This window comes from Streptomyces sp. NPDC002643 (assembly GCF_053592555.1).
This window is the reverse complement of sequence record NZ_JBSFVY010000013.1, coordinates 233,536-252,215: the sequence shown is the minus strand read 5'-3', so window position 1 is coordinate 252,215 and position 18,680 is coordinate 233,536. Positions and strand designations below refer to the sequence as shown.

Sequence of the window (18,680 nt, the reverse complement as noted above, 5' to 3'; positions counted from 1 at the left end):
GGCAGTCGGCGCGTACCGGGCGACTGGTCGTCTTCGGGCGGAGCGACCGAGGCCGATCGACCGATGGCGCGGCCCCGCTATCGGTCGAATGGTCGATGCCCCGGGCCCGCTCGTCACGAAAGAGTCACAACGCACCAGGCGAACGATGCCGAGGGTCCCCCGACCCCCCACTCGAACAAGGCAGGAACCATGGCTGTGGACAGCTCTGACCGACTCAGCGCCCGGGAACTGGAAATCCTCCTTCTGGCGGCCCACGGGATGTCGGACGCGGACATGTCCCATCGACTGTCGATCTCTCCCCGTACGGTCGCCTCGCACATGCGCAGCATGCGGGAGAAGCTGTGCGCGAAGAACCGCACACATCTCGTCGCGATCGCCCTGCGCGTCGGAATCCTCGCGCTGCGAAGCGATCTGACGGACCGTCTGGGCCGACCGGACCGGCCGACCCAGACGGACCGGCAGGACCGGCTGGACCGGCGTGATCGGCAGGACCGACTGGACGTACTCGACCGGCTGGACCGACTGGATCGGCATGACTGGCAGGACCGGCTGGGCGAAACGTTCCGCTTGACGGGGCGGAGCGGCGTCCACGGCCGACCGGCGGTCGCCGCGTAACGAAGGACGGCGCACGCCCGGCCCGAGCACCACACACGGGCGTGCCCCCTGCACGTGGCCGGAGCGCCACACGCGGGCACAACCCCCGTGCGACCAGCCCGCGTACAGCCGGGACAACCCCCATACGCCCGGCCGCGACCGCGGACACCCCCGGTGTCCGCGGTCGTCTGTCGTCCGGGCCCGCCTCGGCGTGGCGGTTTCGCGCCTCCTCCCCGTTCTGATCCGCGGTGGGGACGAGGGGCCGTGCGGCCGAGGGCGACCACCGGGAAGAACCGGGTCGAGCCCGCGATGGTGAGACGGGCCGGGGTGTACCGCCGAAGCGGTTGGGGCCGCAGGGGCGGTCAAGGTGCTCCTGGTGGCCTGGACGTCCTCCAGTTCGCCGCCGTGGACTGCCTGGACCGCCTTGCGCGACCGCCGCACTGCCTCACCCGTCGCCGTCGCCCGTCCGACTCGTCCGAGGGTCCACCTGGATCTTGGGGCCGGCCCCGGCGTCCCGAGGGCGTTCACCCGCCAGTACCGGGCCCACCTCGTCGAGGCTCACCGTCGCCGCGACCAACGGTCGGGGATCGACCCTGCCTGAGGCGTACGCCTCGATGGTGGCGGGGAGGCCGGGGGAGGCGGAGAGGACACCGACCGCGGTGACGTCTTTCAGCACGAGCGTGCGGGTGTCGATGGTGCTGGGCTCTCCCGCCAGGCCTATGTACACGACCCGGCCGGACGGTTCGACCGACTCCAGGGCGCGGGACGGGAGATGGGCGGCGTTCGAGGCGTCCACCACCGCGTCGAAGGGCAGGCCGGGGAGGGAGTCCTCGTCCCATACGTGCTCGAAGCCCAAGGAGTGGGCGAACGCGGGGGAGTTGTCGGCGCGGTCCAGCAGATGGACCTCGACGCCCTCCGCCCGCAGGAACATCGCGACCAGCAGGCCGATGGTCCCGGGCCCGAGGACGAGCACCCGGTCCCCGGGGCCGGTCGCGGTGGCGCGGGCCGCGCGCAGGGCGTTGCCGCCCGGTTCCACGAGCGCGCCGAGCACGGCGTCGACCGTGTCGGGCAGCGCGTGCAACGAGGAGGCGGGCACGGCGAGTTGCCCGGCGAGAGCCCCGGCCTGTCCGCCTCGGATACCGACCTCCCGGCGCCCCTCGCACACATGCTGACGGCCCCGGAGACAGCGGCGGCAGCCGCCGCAGCCCAGCATGGTGTCGCCCATGACCCGGCGGCCGATCCACCCCGGATCGACCCCGTCACCGACGGCCGCCACCCGCCCCGCCCACTCGTGCCCCGGCACCATCGGATAACCGGCGTGCCCCTGGTGGAGGTAGGCCATGGCACCGGTGTAGAACTCCATGTCCGTGCCGCACACACCGACCCGCTCCACGTCCACCACGACCTCCCCGGGACCGGCCGTCGGCGCCGGAAGCTCCTGGACCTCGTACGAGCCGGGGGCGGTCAGCACGAACGCGCGCATCGGGCGAGGACTCACCGGGGTCCGAGCACGTTCTGGCGCTGGGTGCCGAGGTGCTTGATGCCGAGCTCCATCACATCACCGGGCCGGAGGTACACCGGCGGGGTGAGGCCCATGCCGACGCCGGGCGGGGTGCCGGTGTTGATGAGGTCGCCGGGCTCCAGGACCAGGAACTGGCTGAGGTAGTGCACGATGAAGTACGGGTCGAAGATCATCGTCTTGGTGCTGCCGGTCTGCCGGCGTTCGCCGTTGACGTCCAGCCACATGTCCAGGGCGAGTACGTCGTCGAGCTCGTCGGCGGTGGCGAGCCAGGGGCCCGCCGGGTTGAAGGTCTCCGCCGACTTGCCCTTGGCCCACTGCCCGCCCCGCTCCAACTGGAAGGCGCGCTCGCTGACGTCGTTGACGACCACATAGCCCGCGATGGCGTCGCGGGCCTCCGCCACCGAGTCCAGATAGCCGGTCCGCCTGCCGATGACGATGCCCAGCTCCACCTCCCAGTCGGTCTTCGTCGAACCCCTCGGGATGCGTACGTCGTCGTTCGGGCCGATCAGGGTGTTGGGCGACTTGGTGAAGAGGATCGGCTCGTCGGGGACGGCCATTCCGCTCTCGGCGGCGTGGTCGCGGTAGTTGAGGCCGATGCAGAGGATCTGGTGCGGGCGGGCGATCGGAGCGCCGATCCGCTCCCCGGAGAAACGGGAGACCCGGCCCGCCTCGGCCCGCTCGGCGACGACGGGACGGACCCGGTCGAGACCGCCCGAGCCGAAGAACGCCTCGTCGAAGTCCGTGACGACATCGGACAGATCCACATACGTCTCGTCGTCGATACGGGCCACGGGCTTCTCGGCTCCGGCGGCGCCGATGCGCATCAGATACATGCTGGGGCTCCAAGGTGAGGGGGCGGGGTGAGGGGCCGGCTGATGTCGGCCGGGGCGGGTGTCAGACGTGCGGTCTGCCGAGGGAGCCCAGCAGCGCGCGGATCTCGTCCAGGGCGTCGACCAGGGAGGTCAACGGGGTCCGGTACGCCAGCGCGCTGACGCTCACGGCGCCCGAGGGCACGGTCGGCGAGGTCGGATAGACGGGGAGGGCGAGGCAGTTGACCCCGATCTCGTTCTCCTGGTCGTCCACGCCGTACCCCCGTTCCCGGGTGGCCGTCAGATCCTCGTGCAGGGCGTCGGCCGTACACCGAGAACGGGCCGTACGAGACGTCGGCGGGGAGACGCCGATCCAGGCCCGGACCTCTTCCAGCGTGCCCAGCCGCCGCGCCAGCAGCAGCTTTCCGACGGCCGTGGTGTGGGCGGGGTTGCGCCCGCCGATCGTCGAGGTCAGCCGGACGGCACCGGTGGGCGGATCGACCTTGGCGCGGTACACGATCTCGCGCCCGTCGAGGACCGCGTAGTGCGCGGTCTCCCCGAAGCGGTCCGCGAGGGCTTCGAGCACGGGGCCGATGCGCACGGCCTCGGGCCGGGCCTCGTGATGGGCGAACGCCATCCGCAGGAACTCGTCCCCCAGCAGATAACGGCCGCGGTCGTCCTGGTCGGCCAGCCCGGCCCGGCGCAGCGCGCCGAGCGCCCGGTGCACGGTCGGCTTGGGGCTCGCCACGATCCGGGTCAGCTCCTCAAGCCCCACCCCTTCGGGGAACCGGGCCAGCTCCTTCAGCACCGCGAGCACCCGGTCCGAGCCGACAAGACGGCTGCCGGCGGCGGGAGTTGGACCGTCCACGCCGACATGCGTCGGCCCGTCCGCTCCGGGGTCTGTCGGACCGTCGTAGGTCTGCGTATGCTCCATGGCGTTCCAGACTGTAGACCACCGTACCGACTGTCGGAAGAGGTCCCAGGGTGAGGCTCCGCAGCGCACAGTGGTACGAGGGACAGGACCGCAACGCCTATATCCACCGGGCGTGGATGCGCAGGGGCGTGCCCGGTGACGCCTTCACCGGACGGCCCCAGATAGCCATCGCCAACTCGGCCTCGGACCTGACCCCTTGCAACGCCCATCTCGACGAGGTCGCCGCCTCGGTGCGGGACGGCATCTACGAAGCGGGCGGCATCCCCCTCGACCTGCCCGTGGTGTCCCTCGGCGAGACGAACGTACGGCCCACCGCCATGCTCTGGCGCAACATGGCCGCGATGGCCACCGAGGAGATGCTGCGGGCCAACCCCGTCGACGGAGTCGTGCTGCTCGGCGGCTGCGACAAGACGATCCCCTCGCTGCTGATGGCCGCCGCCTCGGTGGACCTGCCCGCCGTCGTCGTCCCCGGCGGCCCCATGCTCACCGGCACCTTTCGGGGCAGACCACTGGGCTGCGGCACCGATGTGTGGCGGCTGTCCGAGGAGGTCCGCGCGGGCACGCTCTCGCAGGAACAGTTCACCCGCTCCGAGTCGGCGATGATCCGCAGCCGGGGCCACTGCAACACCATGGGCACCGCCTCGACGATGGCGCTGGTCGCGGAGGCGCTGGGCACGATCGTCCCCGGTGTCGCCGGGACCCCCGCCCCCGACAGCCGCCTCCTTGAGGCCGCGCACCACACCGGGAGACTGGCCGTCGACATGATCGCCGCCGACCGTCGCCCCGCCACGTTCCTCACCATGGGGTCCTTCCACAACGCGATCGTCACGCTGGCCGCCGTCGGAGGCTCGACCAACGCCGTCGTCCACCTCCTGGCCATCGCCGGACGCCTGGGCGTCGACCTCACCCTCGACGACTTCGACCGCATCGGCTCCCGCGTGCCGGTGCTCGTCGACCTCCAGCCCGCCGGACGCTTCCTCATGGAGGACTTCCATCGCGCCGGAGGACTGCTCGCCGTACTGCGCGAGGTCCGCGACCTGCTCGACCGCGACGCCCTCACCGTCACCGGCGAACCCCTGGTCGACGCCCTCGACGACGCCCCGATCTGGGACCCCGAGGTCATCCGCACCCGCGCCGAACCCCTCGTCGCCGAAGGCGGCATCGCCGTACTGCGCGGCAACCTCGCCCCCGACGGCGCCCTCATCAAACCGGCCGCAGCCTCCCCGCACCTCCTCCGGCACCGGGGACGGGCCGTCGTCTTCGACTCCATCGAGGACTTCCACGCCCGTATCGACGACCCCGACCTGGACGTGGACGCCGACTCCGTCCTCGTCCTGCGCGGCTGCGGCCCCAAGGGCTACCCGGGCATGCCCGAGGTCTCCAACATGCCCCTGCCGAAGAAGCTCCTCGAACAGGGCGTCCGAGACATGGTCCGCGTCTGCGACGGCCGGATGAGCGGCACGGCGTACGGCACGGTCGTCCTCCATGTCACCCCGGAGGCCGCGGCCGGCGGCCCCCTCGCCGTCGTCCGCACCGGCGACCTCATCACCCTGGACGTCGAGGCCCGCCGTATCGACGTCGACGTCCCCGACGACGAACTCGCCGCACGCACCCCCAACAAGGCCACGCTCACCGGCTTCGCCAACCCCCGGCGCGGCTGGGAACGCCTCTACGTCGACCATGTCCAAGGCGCCGACACCGGCGCCGACCTGGACTTCCTGGTCGGCTCCAGCGGTTCGGAGGTGGGCCGGGAGTCCCACTGACCGCGTCGGTGACTCAAGGGCGCGCCCGGCTTCGGTGCGCTCAGATACGCGGTGCCCGGCGGACCGTCAGGACGGCCACGTCGTCCTGACGGCGCCCCTCGTCGGCGAAGGCGCGGGCGTCCTCGTGCAGGGCCTTCGGCAACTCGGTGGCGGAGAGCCCGAGATGCTTCGACAGACGCTCGTCGAGCGGGTAGAACGTGCCCTCGGAGTCACGGGTCTCGGTCAGGCCGTCGGTGGTCAGCAGCAAAGTGGCCCCGTCCGGGAAGTCGAACCAGTCCACGGTGGTCGGCTCCATCGCCAACTCGGCCAGCCCCAGCGGGACACCGGAGTCCAGGGGTGGTGTGGTGACCACGCCCTCGTGCAGCAGCCGGGGCGGCACATGCCCGCAGTTGACGAGCTGGGCCTCGCCGCCCGGGTCGACGCCCACGATGAGCGCGGTCACGAACCGCTCGTCGTCGCCGGTCTGTTCGGCGTACGAGTTGTGCCGGACGACCGCCGCGTCCAGCGCGTCCACCAGCGAGGTCATCGTGGGCTCACGGTGGGCCGCCTCACGGAAGGCGCCGATCACCGCGAACGCGGCGCCCACGGCGGCCAGCCCCTTGCCCTGGACATCGCCGATCAGCACCCGGGTGCCCCAGGGCGAGGCCACGACGTCGTAGATGTCACCGCCGACGAGGCGCTCCTCGTGCAGCGGCTCGTAGACGCCGTTGACCAGCACGTCATCGGTGACCAGCGGCAGCGGGTGCAGGATGTGCCGTTGCATCGCGGCGGCGGTGGAGCGCAGCCGGAGCATCTCGTGCTCGCGCCGGATGCGCCGATGGCAGGCGTAGACGGAGGCCGCGCCCAGGGCCACGGTGAACAGCACGAGCAGCAGCCGGTCCAGCCAGAGGCCGCCGATCGGGGCCCGCACCACCACGGTCGTCGTCACGACCAGCGTGCTCCACGCGGCGACGAACGCCGTCTGCCGCACCGAGCACAGTGCCGCCGCCGTACCCGGCAGGAACACCAGCAGACCGAGCAGCCACACCTCGGACCCGGACAGCACCCCGAGGATCTCCACCAGCAACGTCAACGTGAGTACGGCGAGCACCAGTTCGCCGGTGGCCGGTGGTTCGATGGCATCGAAGGGTTCGGAAGGTCTCGTCCGGCGAATCCGGCGACTACCGATCATGTGTACGTGCTCCTGTGCGGGTGGCGATCTCCCCGTACGGTATTCAGCTCCGGGCCGGGACCGAGAGGCGCCCCGCCGATCATGAGGGCGGCTCCCGAGGGCCGGCCATCCGTCCCGGCCGCCGTCCTCAGTCGCCCACCCGCAGCAGCAGCTTCCCCGTCGAGGTACGCCCGCCCATCAGCCGGTGCGCCTCTGCGGCCTCCGGCAAGGGGAACTCGGCGGTGACCGGCAGACTCACCGTGCCGTCGGACACCTTACGGAAGGCGCGCTCGGTGAGTGTGCGCAGCGCGTCGGGTGCCGAGCGGGCGAGGGCCAGGATGGAGAAACCGGCGACCGAAAGGCCCCGCGCGTACAGCTCCGGCTGGCCCACGTGCCACGGCTGGGCCCCGCTCGCGTTGCCGAAGGACACCAGGCGCCCGAAGACGGCCAGCGCGTCGAGACCCTGGCGCAGGGTGTCGCCGCCCACTGGGTCGAGCACCAGGTCGACACCCCGGCCCCGGGTGACACGGCGGACGTCCTCGGCGAACGTGTCGGCGACGAACACCTCGTCATAGCCGTGCTTCAGCGCGTACTCGGCCTTGGACGCGGAGGACACCACCCCGTACACCGCTCCGGCGCCCGCCGCCCGGGCGAGCTGTCCGGCCACCGTGCCGATGCCGCCCGCCGCGCCCTGCACCAGCACGGTCTCACCCGCGCGCAGCCGCCCGACCTCGTGGAGCAGGGCGTGCGCGGTCGGTACGACGGTGGGGAGGGTGGCCGCGGTCCGCAGGTCCAGGCCGTCGGGGAGCGGGAAGACGGTGACGGCGTCGGCGACGACCACCTCGGCGTAGGCCCCGCCGTCGGTGAGGGCGGCGACCTCCTGGCCCGGGCGCAGCCCCTCGACCCCGGCGCCGACGGCCCGGATGCGCCCGGAGACCTCCAGGCCCGGACGGTAAGGCAGCGACGGAACCCGGTACCCCTCGGCGCGTGCCTTGAGGTCGGCGAAGTTCACACCGGCGTAGGCTGTGTCGATGCTGACCCGGCCCGGCCCCGGTTCGGGGACCTCGACCTCCACGGCCTTCAGGACCTCGGGAGCGCCGTACTCCTGGAACTCGACTGCGCGCATGGCGGATCACCGCACCCTTCGACGAGCGTTGATGAGTGTGCATGAGTGTTCAACGGGAAGCGAACACTCGGACTGTAAGATATTCATCGAACACTCGGCAACTGGCCGGCAACCGGCCGGAGCCCTCGACACGGAGAGCCGTCGAGGGGGCGTACACGATGACGGGAGGGGCATGTCGAACCGGGCTGTGGGCGGGAGTCACCGGGCGGCGCCGGTGCACACCGATCCCGAGGACGTGTCCGTGCTGGCCGCGCTGTCCGCGGTCGCCGATCCCGTGCGCATCCAGCTGATCCGCGAGCTGGCGGGCTCCGCCGACTGGTCACGCAGTTGCGGCAGCTTCGACGTACCCGTCGGCAAGGCGGCCCTGAGCCATCACTTCTCCGTCCTACGCGGCGCCGGCCTGGTCGAGCAGCGCGACGAGGGCCCCAAACGCGTCAACCGCCTACGCAGAGAGGAGTTCGAGGCCCGCTTCCCCGGACTCCTCGAACTCCTTCTGCGCGCCGACGACCTGGAGTGAGCCCGGCTCGCCCCAAGTCGTCGGCGGTGATCACCTCATCGCGATGGCGGGATCACCTCACCGATCGCCTCACCGCAGCTCCCGTGCGTACGGTGCCACGGTGATCCGGTCGATCAGCGGGGCGAAGCGGGAGCGGAGCGGCACTCCGGGGAAGGTGTCCGACGCGTAGGTCGTGCCGTCGAAGTCGGGCAGTTCCTCGGAGCGGAAGGTGACCGTGTTCCGGCCCTTCTTCAGCTGGACCGGGACGGTCAGCTCCCAGAAGTTGTTCTGGTGGAAGCTGTGCGGGAAGCCGACGCGCCGTGTCTCGCCGCCGTTGACGGTGAGGTCGGCGTGGCGGGCGAGCGGGTCCGGGTTGTAGTGGGTGGCCTCCGCCTGCTCGGGGTTGGAGTAGCGGATGCGCAGCGCGTACAGACCAGCCCGGTCGGCGGTGACGGTGAAGGTCGCCGTGTTGCCGTTGCCCGGCTCGCCGCCGACCCCGGTGATCGCCGTACCGCCGGTGGCCAGCGAGAGCGGGGTGAGCGCGGCTGAGCCCGCCAGTTCGGCGTCGCCCGCCTCGTACGTACGGCTCTCCAGGGCGCCTTCGGCGGGTGTGACCGTGAGGCGGTCGACGAGCGTGGTGGTCGAACTCCCGGTCAGCGTCACCTTGTTGACACCGCCCGAGAGGGAGACCGCGGCCTTGCCGCCGCCCTTGGCCAGCCGCAGGACGTCGTGGCCGTTGACGGAGAGCCGGGCGCCCGACCCGGTGAGGGTGTCGACATCGAGGGTGGCCTCGCGGTCGGCGGGGGAGTAGACCCAGAACGTGGCCGTCTGCCCCTTCTTCAACTGGACCGCGCCCGAGCCGGTGGCTGGGGTCCCGGCCCGCTCGGGCAGCTGATAGACGGGCTTCGCCCCGCCGCCCAGCCAGGCCGGCTCACCTTCGTACACCTGCGTGGCGGCCGAGGCGTCCGGCAGGGAGAGCGTGAGGCGGTCGACGATGGCGTCGCCCTTGGTGGCGCCCTTGCCGTCGAGGCTCCTCGCGGCGAGCTCAGCGTGTGCTTGCCCTTCGAGACCGGCCGCCGCTACCGCGTCACCGTGCTGTCCGGCACCCTCGCCGACACGGCCGGAGCCCAGACGCTGGGCAGCGGCGACCGTGGAGTCACCCTGGACGGGGGCGGGGACTGGGAGATCGCGATCGAGGAACTCGACACCGCGCGTCCGCCGTACGCGGCGTCGTCGTCGGGGGACTTCGACGACGTCGTAACCACCGCGCGGCAGGGCTTCGCCGACTTCGCCGACACGGTGGCCCCCTGGCGCTCGCCCGCCACCCCGGCCGCCGAACTCGCCGCCTGTGTCCTGTGGTCGGCGACCGTTCGGCCCGCGGGCCTGGTGGGGCGGCCCGCCGTCCTGATGTCCAAGCACTGGATGGACAAGGTCTGGAGCTGGGACCACTGCTTCAACGCCCTCGCCCTGGCCCCCGGCCGCCCCGAACTGGCCCAGTTCGCCCTGCCCTTCGACCACCAGGACGCGGGCGGCGCCCTGCCCGACTCGGTCACCCACTCCGAAGTCCTGTACAACTTTGTCAAACCCCCATCCACGGCTGGACCTTCGGCCACCTCCGCCGCCGACTGCCCACACCTCCCGACCGGGCCGCGCTGGCCGAGACATACGAGCGGCTGGCACGCTGGACGGACTTCTGGCTCACCGCACGCCGTGCCCCCGGCTCCCCGCTGGCCCACTACCAGCACGGCAACGACAGCGGCTGGGACAACGCCACCACCTTCGACCCCGAGCGCGTCGTCGAAACCGCCGACCTGGCCGCCTTCCTCGTCCTCCAACTGCGCGAACTCGCCGCACTGGCCGAGGAGTTGGAGAAACCCGAAGACGCCCGCCGCTGGGAGCGGACGGCCGAGGAGACGCAGTCGGCGCTCTTCGACCGGCTCTGGACGGGGGACGGTTTCGTCGCCCGGGGCGTCGAGACCGGGGACACCTGGCGCAGCGCCGGTCTGCTCGATGTGATGCCGATCGTGCTGGGCGAGCATCTGCCCGACGACATCGCCGGTGCCCTGGCCGATCGCATCAAGGCCCATCTGACGCCGTACGGCCTCGCCACCGAGCTGACCACCTCGCCGCACTACCTCCCCGACGGCTACTGGCGCGGCCCCATCTGGGCCCCCGCGACCGTGCTCATCGACGACGGACTGCGCCGCGTCGGCCACCACCGCCTCGCGGACGACGTCAGCGCCCGCTTCCGCGCCCTGTGCGAGGCCCACGGCTTCGCTGAGAACTTCGACGCCCTCACCGGCACGGGCCTGCGCGACCGCGCCTACACCTGGACCGCCGCCGCCTACCTCCTCCTCGCCGAGGCCCACGCACACCGGGCCGACCACTGCGCCCGCCTTCCGGGTCTGTGTTCTTGATGAAATTTGGTGTGCAGATGTGTTGACCCCTGTTTGAGATCCCTTCTAGGTTGCGGAAGCCACAGAGCCGCTGACCTGCAGGTGAGGTCGCGCGGACGCAACTGCCCAGAAAGGTACGTCGTGCACGGAAAGAACCATCGCGGGACAGCTTGTGTGGGGGCGTTGCTGGCCGGCGCCACGGCATTCGGCGGAGCCTTCGCCTCCCCTGCGGCCGCCGCTCCCGCCGCCGTCTCCCGCCACGCCTCACCGCCACCCGTCAGCGACTTCCGCGGCGTCAACTGGGCCGACCCGCGCGACAACTACGCCGACGACGCGGTCGTGCCCTCCGGCCTGTCCACCTCCGACAGCTACGGCACGACCTACGCCAAGTCCCGCGCCATCATCGGCGGCTTCGCCGAACTCGGCGCCAACACCGTCCGCCTCCCGGTCAACCCCACCTCCGTCAACGGCCCCTTCTGGAAGTCGTACCGGGCTGCGATCGACGCCGCCACCGCCAAGGGCTTCAAGGTCATCCTGGGCTACTGGGAGGGCGACAACGCCAAGGACGGCAAGATCGACGACCAGGCCGCCTGGGACCGCATGTGGGCGCGACTCACCTCGTCCTACGAGCGCAACTCCAAGGTGTACTTCGAGCCGATGAACGAGCCGTTCGGCTACACCTCCCAGGAGTGGCGCGACGTGGCCGCCAACTGGCTGGACACCCACCGCTCCATACCGCGCGACCGGGTCCTCATCGGCGGCATCAAGTACAGCGAGGACGTCAAGCCCGTCTGCGCCGACAGCCGCCTCGACGGCACCCGGATCGCCCTGCACAACTACGGTTTCTGGCACACCGACTGGACCAGCGTCGACCAGTGGAAGGCCGACTTCAAGGAGCGCATCGGCACCTGCGCCTCGCGCACCGTCCTCGACGAGTTCGGCGCCTCCATGACCACCGGCCTCGACTACAACGGCCCCGTCAACGGCTCCAACGAGATCGCCTACATCCAGGCCGCCACCGACACCATCCGCGAGCTGGGCCTCGGCTCGGTCTACTGGCCCGGCCTGCGCAACGGCGACACCTACTCCCTCACCACCCTCCAGGGCACGGGCACCCGCCTCAGCCTCAAGCTCAACAACCAGAGCGGCCTCGACCGCCTGCACTGGGCCTGGAAGCAGTAACGGCGATCGGACCGCCCACTCCGGTGCTCCCCGGCGGGCGACCTTCCCGAAGGCGTCTTCCGGGGGCTCCACGGTTCGTCCACACTGGCCATGTGGACGTCCCTCGAACTGGTGACCCCCTCGTGGGCGACCCCGGGCTCTTCGGCCCGGGGTCCATGACCTGGCAGGCGCATGGCGACCCCATGATGTGGATCGCCGGTATCCGCGCCCTGTACCTCCAGGCCCTGCACCCGCGCGCGGTGCGCGGAGTCATGCAGAACTCGGACTTCCGCAAAGACGCCTGGGGCCGGCTGATGCGGACCGCCGACTTCGTCGGCACGATCACGTACGGCACCACCGAGGCCGCCGAACGGGCCGCCGCCCGCGTTCGGAAGATCCACAGCATGCTGACGGCGACCGACCCGGACACGGGGGAGCGGTACGGCGTCGACGAGCCCGAGCTGCTGCTGTGGGTGCACTGCGCGGAGATCGACTCCTATGTGCACATCCTGCGCCGCTCCGGCTACCCGTTCACGGAGACCGCCGCCGACCTTTACGTCCGTGAACACCGGGTCAGCGCCGGGCTCGTGGGTCTCGACCCGGCCGAAGTCCCCGGTGACCAGCAGGAGTTGGCCGCGTACTTCGAGAAGGTGCGGCCCGAGCTGGCCGCCGGACCCGAGGCACGGGAGGTGGACGACTTCCTGCGCAGACCGCCCACCCACCCGTTGCTCGTACCGGCACGCGAAGCACTCTGGCGGCGCGTGGCCAACCTGGCGTACGCCTCTCTGCCGCCGTACGCCCATGAGTTGTACGGCAGACCGGCCCCGGCACCGGCCATCGTCACCCGGCGCCTCCGGCTCACCGGTACCCTGCTGCGCTCGATCCCCGCACACCTGCGCTGGCAACTCCCGCCCAAACACATCCTCCGCGCCATGGCCCGGCTCGGCCCCGGCTCGCGCCCGGCACCGTACAAAGTCAGGAGATAGGTCGCCATACTGGACGGGCCAGGGGAGGGCGGGTCCGTGAGGACGGGGGCGAACGGCGGCGATGGGGGACACCAGGCTGGTCCAGGGCCGGTACCGGCTGCTCGATCTGATCGGGCGGGGCGGGATGGGCGAGGTCTGGCGCGCGAGAGACGAATCACTGGGCCGACAGGTCGCCGTCAAGTGCCTCAAGCCCATCAACACCCAGCCCGACCAGGCCTTCACCCAGGTCCTCAGGGAGCGCTTCCGACGCGAGGCCCGCGTGGCGGCGGCGCTCCAGCACCGGGGAGTGACCGTCGTCCACGACTTCGGGGAGTCCGACGGGGTGCTGTTCCTCGTCATGGAGTTACTGGAGGGCCGCAACCTCAGCCAGATCCTGGAGGACAACAGGCATTACCCGCTGCCCGTCGCCGATGTCGTCGACATCGCCGACCAGGTCGCCGCCGCGCTCGCCTACACCCATCACCAGGGCATCGTGCACCGCGACCTGAAGCCCGCCAACATCATGCGGCTCACCGACGACACGGTGAAGATCTGCGACTTCGGCATCGCCCGCCTCGGCCGTGACGTCACCTTCACCTCCCGGCTCACCGGCACCGGCATCGCCATGGGCACCCCGCACTACATGTCCCCGGAACAGATCAGCGGCGACCAGGTCGACCAGCGCAGCGATCTGTACTCCTTCGGCTGTGTCCTCTACGAACTCATCACCGGAGTACCGCCGTTCGACCTCGACGACGCCTGGGCCGTGCTGATGGGACACCGGGACACCCCGCCCAGGCCGCCGCGCACCCACCGCGAGGAAATCCCCGAGTACCTGGACCGCATCATCCTGGACCTCCTCGCCAAGCGGCCCGAGGAACGCCCGCAGGACGCCCACGAGTTGGGCCGCCGCGTGGACGAGGGCCGCACCGCCACCCCGGCCCCGTCGTACGTCCCCACGGCCGTCGCACCCCCCGGGTCACCCGAGGCCGCCCCCGAACCCCGCCCCGGGCGGCCCTCCCCGCGCGAACCCCGGCTGCCCTCCTGGACCCGCGAGATGACCACCGGGCACAAGGCCACCGCCACCGGGCTGAGCCTCACCCCGCCGGACGCCTCGGCCGGTCTCACCGGGGAGTGGATCGCCCGCCCGGCCACCGGCCGCGCCGAGGAACCCGTCCAGGACGAACGGCCTGCCCCGTCAAGGGAGTTGATCGTCACCCTGGCCGGACGGCACAACGCCGGACTGAGTCTCGGACGCCTCGGCCGCTGGACCGAGGCCGGCGAAGTGCACCGCGCGGTCGCCGTCGAGCGCGAGCACGCCCTCGGGCCCGACCATCCCGACACCCTGGCCAGCAGGTACGAGGTCGGCTTCACCCTCAGCCGCACCGGGCGCCCCGCAGACGCCCTCCGCGAGTTCGCCCATGTGGCCCGAACCCGCGAGCGGGTCCTCGGTGCAGAGCACTCCGACACCCTCGCCGCCCGACAGGAAATGGCGTATGTACTCGGCCAGTTGGGGCGGCACTTCGAGGCCCACCAGGCGTACACCTCGGTCCTCGACGCCCGCGAACGCACGGTGGGCCCCGACCATCCGGACACCCTGCGCTGCCGCCACAACCTCGCCTTCAACCTCAGCAGGCTGGGCCGCCTGGAGGACTCGTACCAGATGGCGAGCGACGTGGCCGCCGCCCGCACCCGCGTCCTCGGCGCGGGCCACCCCGACACCCTCGTCACCCGCTACGAAGTCGCTTACGCCCTCGGTCAGTTGGGCCGCTGGCCCGAGGCGCTGCAGACCTATCAGGACGTTGCCGAGGCCCGAGCCCAGGCCCTCGGCCCCGATCACCCCGACACCCTCGCCGCCCGCTACGAGGTCGGCATCAGCCTCGGCCGACTAGGCCGCAGCACCGACGCGCTCACCCTCTACCGTGCCCTGGTCGACGACCGCACCCGCGTCCACGGCCCCGCCCACCCCGAGACCCTGCGCGCCCGCCACGGCCTCGGCGTCAATCTGGGGCGCCTCGGCCGCTGGGAGGAGGCCCTCGCCGAATCGCGCGACGTGTGCGCCCTGCGCGAGCGCACCCTCGGCGCCGACCATCCCGACACCCTCGTCAGCCGCCGCGAGGTCGCCGTCGGCCTCGGCTGGCTGGGCCGCTGGGCCGACGCCCTCACCGAGTACCGAGACGTGGCCGACGCCCGCGAACGCGTCCTCGGCGCCGACCACCCCGACGCCCTGGCCAGCCGCAACGACGAGGCCCACTGCCTGGAACAACTCGGGCGGGGCCAGGAGGCCGTGGACCTCTACCGGAGGGTGGCGGCGTTACGCGGGCAGCGGGCGACCGGGCGACCTTGAACCGGGGGCTGCTGCGAGCCGGGCAGGGTGGACACGCCGTCCCGCTCCCCATTGATCCACCTGCCCCACACCCCTGGCCGACCCCGATTATCACGTGTTACGAAAAGTCCCATGCCTGCCACCCCCGCACCCGTCCCCTCGTCCACAGCCCGGCCCAGCCGTCCCGGGCCCCGGCCACGGGACGCGTACGACGCCGTGATCGTCGGCGGTGGCCACAACGGTCTGGTCGCCGCCGCCTACCTCGCCCGGGCCGGCCGCTCGGTCCTGGTGCTGGAGCGGCTGGGCGGCACCGGGGGCGCCGCGGTCTCCACTCGGCCCTTCACCGGAGTCGACGCCCGGCTCTCGCGCTACTCGTACCTGGTCAGCCTGCTGCCCCGGAAGATCGTGCGCGATCTCGACCTGGACTTCCGGGTCCGGGGCCGCACGATCTCCTCGTACACCCCCGTCGAACGCGACGGCCACCCCACCGGCCTGCTCGTCGGCGGTGGAGAGCGCCGCACCCGGGAGGCGTTCGCACGGCTGACCGGTTCGGACACGGAGTACGAGGCATGGCGGCGTTTCTACGGTATGACGGGCCAGGTGGCCAAACGCGTGTTCCCCACCCTCACCGAACCCCTGCCCACCCGCGACGAACTGCGCCACCGCATCGACGACGAGGAGGCATGGCGGACCCTCTTCGAGGAACCGATCGGCACGGCGATCGAGTCGGCCTTCGGCGACGACCTGGTGCGCGGAGTCGTCCTCACCGACGCCCTGATCGGCACCTTCGCGGACGCCCACGACCCCTCCCTGAAGCAGAACCGCTGCTTCCTCTACCACGTGATCGGCGGCGGCACGGGCGACTGGGACGTGCCCGTCGGCGGTATGGGCGCCCTCACCGACGCGCTCGCGAGGGCCGCGCGCGAGGCGGACGCGGTGATCGCCACCGGCCACGAGGTACGCGGCATCGCGACGGACGGCCACTCCGCCGAGGTCACCTACCGCACGGCCGACACCGAAGCCACCGTCACCGCCCGCCACGTACTGGTCAACGCCTCACCCCAGGAACTCGCCGCCCTGACCGGCGACGCCCCGCCCACCCCCGCCGAGGGAGCCCAGCTCAAGGTGAACATGCTGCTCACCCGGCTGCCGAGGCTCCGCGACGCGTCGGTGGACCCCCGCGAGGCCTTCGCCGGCACCTTCCACATCGCCGAGGGCTACGACCAACTGGCCACCGCCTACGCCCAGGCCGCCGCCGGCACCCTCCCCGAGGCCCCGCCCTCCGAGATCTACTGCCACTCCCTCACCGACCCGACCATCCTCGGCCCCGACCTGATCGAACAGGGCTACCAGACCCTGACCCTGTTCGGTCTGCACACCCCGGCGGGACTCTTCGAGCCCGACAACGACACAGCGCGCGACGAACTCCTGAAGGCCACCCTCGCCCAACTGGACGCCCACCTCGCCGAGCCGATCACCGACTGCCTGGCCACCGACGCCGAGGGCCGCCCCTGCATCGAGGCGAAGACCCCCCTCGACCTGGAACGGGACCTCCGCCTCCCCGGCGGCAACATCTTCCACCACGACCTCGCCTGGCCTTACCAGCAGGAAGGCACCGGCCGCTGGGGTGTGGAGACCCGCCACCCGAACGTCCTCCTCTGCGGCGCGGGCGCGGTACGCGGCGGCGGGGTCAGCGGAGTACCGGGGCACAACGCGGCGATGGCCGTACTGGAGGAACTGGGCCTCGCCCGGCGGCCCTAGCTCGGCCAGACGGCGGGGCAGTGGGTGCCCTTGCGCGGTGTCTCCAGGGTGACCAGGTAGGTGTCGACGGCGCCGCGTACGCAGGGGCTCGACCAGTAGGTGCCATGGCCGGAACCGTCGTAGGTGAGGAGCACGGCCTCCACACCGATCTGACGGGCGGTGTCGACGGCCCAGGAGTACGGGGTGGCGGCGTCATAACGGCTGTTGGTGAGCAGGATCGGCGGGGTGCCGTCGACCCGCAGCCGGTGCGGCGGGTTGGCCACCCGAGTCGGCCACTCCTGGCAGCCGGTCAGGTCCGTCCAGCCGAGGTGGCTGTAACGGGTGACGGGGGCGAGGCGGGCGAGCCGGCTCCGGTAGCCGGCGAGCGCGGCGTACGACGGCAGGTCGAGGTCGTAGTCCTGGCACAGCACCGGGAAGTACGCGAACTCGGCCGGTGTGCCGCTCGACCGGAGGGAGCGCGCCGCCGTGGCCTCGGGGTCGTCCCACTCGGCGAGAACCTGGGCGAAGCGGAACCAGTCGAGCGGGCTGCGCAGGAACCCGAAGGCGGTGCGCTGCATACGCTCGGCGGTCCACACATCGCCGTCGGGCAGCACCAGCTCACCGGCGGCGGCACGACGATAGAGCGAGTCGTACAGGGCCCGTACGTCACGGCCGTACAGCGCACAGGACGGCGTACGCGCGCACCAGTCGGCGAACTGGCCGAACGTCTCCTCCACCGCGACGGCCCGGGTCTTCTGCAGGCCCCAACTGTCCAGGCTGTGGTTCATGTTCGAGTCGAGGACCATCGCACGGACGCGGTCCGGGTAGCGCTCGGCGTACTGCTGACCGATGCCGGTGCCGTACGAGACGCCGAGGTAGCTGATCCGTTCCTCGCCGAGACCGACACGGATCGCCTCCATGTCACGGACGACGCTCGCGGTGTCCATGTGGTCGACGAGCGGCCCGGTGTGGGCCCGGCAGCTCTCACCGAGCGCGCGGTTCGCACGGCCGAGGGCGTCGAAGGATTCGGCGTCGGTCGGATACAGCGACTCGTCCTGGGCGACGATCAGTTCCTCGTCGCACTTCACCGGGTCGCTGCGGCCGATGCCACGCGGGTCGAAGCCCACGATGTCGAAGCGCTCCAGCAGTTCCGGGGAGAAGGAGACGGGCGCGCTCAACGCGAACTCCACGCCCGGGGCACCCGGACCACCGGGATTGACCAACAGCGAGCCGATCCGCTTACCGGGGTCGCTCGCTCGGCGCCGGGCGAGCGCCAGATCGATGGTGTCGCCGTGGGGCCGCTCCCAGTCGACGGGCACCTCGATGGTCGCGCACTCGAACGTGCCCTCGCCGTAAGGGGATTCACAGGGCTGCCAAGCCACAGCATCTGGTGCCGGTGCCGGTGCCGGTGCCGGTGCCGGTGCCGATGCCGATGCGGTTCCTGCGAGCGACTGACCCAACAGAGCGGTGATCAGCACACCGAGGACGAGTCTTCCGCGCCTTCGCGGTCGTCGTGGGGTGGATGAGGGCTGGGACGGCACGAGAGATCCTCCACGCATCGGCGGTCACGGATGGATTCGGAGCGTTGTCGCTCGCTCGAACTCCGTTGAGCGATACGGAAGATGACCATCGATCAGATGAGGTTCCGAGACCTGCCCGCCGAATGGACGGGGTCCGGACGGGGTCCGGACGGGGTTC

The 18,680-nt window shown here is 71.5% G+C and carries 13 protein-coding genes and 2 pseudogenes; 8 read left to right on the top strand and 7 right to left on the bottom strand.

Features of this window, described 5'->3' with window-relative positions; genetic code table 11:
* The first annotated feature begins 189 nt into the window (after nt 1-189).
* Nucleotides 190-615 carry a response regulator transcription factor gene (locus ACWD4G_RS21680; protein ID WP_451295761.1) on the top strand — a complete coding sequence of 142 codons (426 nt, stop codon included), beginning with the start codon at nt 190-192 and terminating at the stop codon, nt 613-615.
* Nucleotides 616-1,039: 424 nt separating this feature from the next.
* On the opposite strand, the gene ACWD4G_RS21675 is transcribed toward ACWD4G_RS21680, so the two are convergent.
* From ACWD4G_RS21675 to ACWD4G_RS21665, 3 genes are all read right to left on the bottom strand, one after another.
* Nucleotides 1,040-2,077, bottom strand: a complete 1,038-nt coding sequence (locus ACWD4G_RS21675) for a zinc-dependent alcohol dehydrogenase (RefSeq protein WP_451295759.1) — start codon at nt 2,075-2,077, stop codon at nt 1,040-1,042.
* An 11-nt stretch (nt 2,078-2,088) separates the two neighbouring features.
* Complete coding sequence (locus tag ACWD4G_RS21670) at nt 2,089-2,949, bottom strand: fumarylacetoacetate hydrolase family protein (protein ID WP_451295757.1); 861 nt, start codon at nt 2,947-2,949, stop codon at nt 2,089-2,091.
* Nucleotides 2,950-3,010: 61 nt separating this feature from the next.
* A complete protein-coding gene (locus ACWD4G_RS21665; RefSeq protein WP_451295755.1) occupies nt 3,011-3,859 on the bottom strand; it encodes an IclR family transcriptional regulator in 849 nt (282 codons plus the stop codon).
* A gap of 50 nt (nt 3,860-3,909) precedes the next feature.
* Here ACWD4G_RS21665 and ACWD4G_RS21660 point away from each other — a divergent pair, with 50 nt between their 5' ends.
* Nucleotides 3,910-5,622, top strand: coding sequence for an IlvD/Edd family dehydratase (locus ACWD4G_RS21660; protein WP_451295753.1), 1,713 nt, complete (start codon nt 3,910-3,912; stop codon nt 5,620-5,622).
* A 40-nt stretch (nt 5,623-5,662) separates the two neighbouring features.
* On the opposite strand, the gene ACWD4G_RS21655 is transcribed toward ACWD4G_RS21660, so the two are convergent.
* Together ACWD4G_RS21655 and ACWD4G_RS21650 are read right to left on the bottom strand one after the other, a co-directional pair.
* Entirely contained in the window at nt 5,663-6,793 is a 1,131-nt protein-coding gene (locus tag ACWD4G_RS21655; RefSeq protein ID WP_451295751.1) for a PP2C family protein-serine/threonine phosphatase, read from the bottom strand.
* A gap of 127 nt (nt 6,794-6,920) precedes the next feature.
* Entirely contained in the window at nt 6,921-7,898 is a 978-nt protein-coding gene (locus tag ACWD4G_RS21650; protein WP_451295749.1) for a quinone oxidoreductase family protein, read from the bottom strand.
* A 172-nt stretch (nt 7,899-8,070) separates the two neighbouring features.
* Here ACWD4G_RS21650 and ACWD4G_RS21645 point away from each other — a divergent pair, with 172 nt between their 5' ends.
* On the top strand, nt 8,071-8,415 hold the full coding sequence (locus ACWD4G_RS21645; RefSeq protein ID WP_451295747.1) for an ArsR/SmtB family transcription factor: 345 nt from the start codon (nt 8,071-8,073) through the stop codon (nt 8,413-8,415).
* Nucleotides 8,416-8,484: 69 nt separating this feature from the next.
* Here the strand turns inward: ACWD4G_RS21645 and ACWD4G_RS21640 are convergent.
* Nucleotides 8,485-9,464: pseudogene (locus ACWD4G_RS21640) on the bottom strand (LamG-like jellyroll fold domain-containing protein); the annotation flags it as partial.
* Between ACWD4G_RS21640 and ACWD4G_RS21635 the strand changes: the two are divergent.
* The 5 genes and pseudogenes from ACWD4G_RS21635 to ACWD4G_RS21615 form a co-directional block, all read left to right on the top strand.
* A pseudogene (locus ACWD4G_RS21635) lies at nt 9,454-10,811 on the top strand (amylo-alpha-1,6-glucosidase); the annotation flags it as partial. The pseudogenes ACWD4G_RS21640 and ACWD4G_RS21635 overlap by 11 nt on opposite strands.
* Before the next feature lie 120 nt (nt 10,812-10,931).
* Entirely contained in the window at nt 10,932-11,972 is a 1,041-nt protein-coding gene (locus ACWD4G_RS21630) for a glycoside hydrolase family 5 protein (protein WP_451295745.1), read from the top strand.
* A gap of 155 nt (nt 11,973-12,127) precedes the next feature.
* Complete coding sequence (locus ACWD4G_RS21625; protein WP_451295826.1) at nt 12,128-12,937, top strand: oxygenase MpaB family protein; 810 nt, start codon at nt 12,128-12,130, stop codon at nt 12,935-12,937.
* Nucleotides 12,938-12,998: 61 nt separating this feature from the next.
* Nucleotides 12,999-15,263, top strand: coding sequence for a tetratricopeptide repeat protein (locus ACWD4G_RS21620; RefSeq protein ID WP_451295743.1), 2,265 nt, complete (start codon nt 12,999-13,001; stop codon nt 15,261-15,263).
* Between the two features lie 111 nt (nt 15,264-15,374).
* Nucleotides 15,375-17,003: a phytoene desaturase family protein gene (locus ACWD4G_RS21615; protein WP_451295741.1), complete on the top strand. Its 1,629-nt coding sequence runs from the start codon at nt 15,375-15,377 to the stop codon at nt 17,001-17,003.
* Here the strand turns inward: ACWD4G_RS21615 and ACWD4G_RS21610 are convergent.
* On the bottom strand, nt 17,000-18,364 hold the full coding sequence (locus ACWD4G_RS21610) for an alpha/beta hydrolase (RefSeq protein WP_451295739.1): 1,365 nt from the start codon (nt 18,362-18,364) through the stop codon (nt 17,000-17,002). The two genes, ACWD4G_RS21615 and ACWD4G_RS21610, sit on opposite strands and share 4 nt — an antisense overlap.
* Between the last annotated feature and the right edge of the window lie 316 nt (nt 18,365-18,680).